1 protein-coding gene is annotated in these 1,855 nt (G+C 50.9%); it reads right to left on the reverse strand.

The window, feature by feature from the left end; genetic code table 11:
• The coding region (locus tag ABRP93_RS11560; protein WP_349888014.1) for an AbgT family transporter at window positions 1–1,762 on the reverse strand (1,762 nt) is incomplete at its 3' end.
• Window positions 1,763–1,855 lie beyond the last annotated feature (93 nt).

Raw genomic sequence — 1,855 nt, forward strand, 5'->3', positions numbered from 1 at the left:
TCTCGCCATAGTAGTCATTCTGGTTCATCTCCTTATGCGGGTTAGGTTCCCACACACAAACCATTAGACACTCTCTGATGGAGTTGCCCGGTCCTAGAGGCAGATCGGCATAGAACCAAATCGCCAGTAAAATAGCCCATGCGGTAAAGAACGGAATGACATAAGGAATCAACCGCGACATGAGCGTTCCAAGACCAGCCTGTGGCTCGTATCGCTGCAAAAGACCCAGCATAACAATCATATAAGGATTCAACGGCGTAATGATTTGCGTGGCCGAATCCCCCACGCGGAACGCTGCCTGCACGAAGGCTGGCTCATACCCTAATAGGGCAAACATGGGAACGAACACGGCTGTCATGAGCGTCCACATGGCGGAACCGGAAATAATCAATAGGTTCAAGCACGATGCGAGAATAATAAAGGCCAAAATAGCTGCGAAACCATTCAATCCGATGTTTTCTAAGAATGCTGCTCCCTTAACTGCCGTCCAGGTGCCTATCCCAGACCACGCGAATAGGGCGACAAATTGGCCCAAGATAAAGGCAAGAATGAGAAAGCCCATCATGTCCTTTAAGGCGCCGCCCATCATGTCGACGAGGTCTTTAATGCTCTTTACGGTGCCGACCACCACGCCATAGGAAACACCCATCACCAAAAAGTAGGCGAAGACGATAAACACGATCGAGTCCAAAAGCGGAGACTTTGGTAAGAAGCCACCGCCCTCGTTGCGGAAGGGCGATGATTCTGGCAAGACCGAGGCAAAAATCACGGCGGTTAAAGTAGCCATGGCGATAAGTGACACCACCATGCCTCGCATTTCCACGGCGCTTAATGTTGCCTTGAGCTCGTTCCCTTCGGAATCGCGATCACCACGCCCTTTCGCTTCACTTTCATCAACCTGTTCTTCGGTTGGCACATTTTGGCGCCACATGCGCGGCTCGATGATTTTATCGGTGATAAATCCCGCCAAAATGCCCAGCACAATGGAAGATGCGATATTGAAAAAGTAGTTTGATACCGCATTCACGCTGATAAAGTCCATCCCCGGTAAGGTGTCCATTACGGCATTGGTAATGCCTGCAAAAAGGGCATCCAAAGAGGTAGGCACCAAAGCAGTGGAATAACCGGCGCCCACCGCCGCAAAACCACCTATGAGACCCGCCACGGGGTGTCGACCCGCAACCTTAAATACCATTGCGGCCAGCGGTGGAACCACCACAAAGGCGGAGTCAGCCATGATGGATGCTGTAACGCCAATGAGCCCCACTGCATAGGGCAGCGCCCATTTTTTAGCAGAACCGAAAAGCTTTCGGATTACCGCAGAAAGCATGCCGGAGCGCTCTGCCACCCCGACTGCCAAAAGAATTGGAAGTACAGTAACCAGCGGAGGAAAGCCAATGTAGTTTGCACCGAGGTTTGTAGTCAGCCAGGTGATTCCTTCACCGGTGAAAAGCCCCTTGACCTTCAAAGTTTCTTCTGATCCGGGAACTTCTACGGAAACATCAAGGTAGGCCATGATGGAAGAAGCCACACCGGTAAGGAGAAAGAGGATTAAAAAGAGCGTAAAAGGTTCGGGGAGTTTATTGCCCAGAAATTCCACTCCGGAAAGGAATTTATCGAGCACTCCCTTCTTTTCACTGTTGCCCTGACCGCTATTACTGTCGTGACCTTTTGTTAGCAATGTTGTATCAGGGGCAGCATTTCCGGCGCCTGTGTTAGTGCTATATTGCTGCGGCTTCCCGCCAGGGTTTTCTGCGGACATTACGTTCCCCTATGGGTGAGAGTGTCTAATGGTTTGTGTGTGGGAACCTAACCCGCATAAGGAGATGAACCAGAATGACTACTATGGCGAGAC

This window comes from Corynebacterium sp. KPL2850 (assembly GCF_040225855.1).
GTDB lineage: Bacteria > Actinomycetota > Actinomycetes > Mycobacteriales > Mycobacteriaceae > Corynebacterium.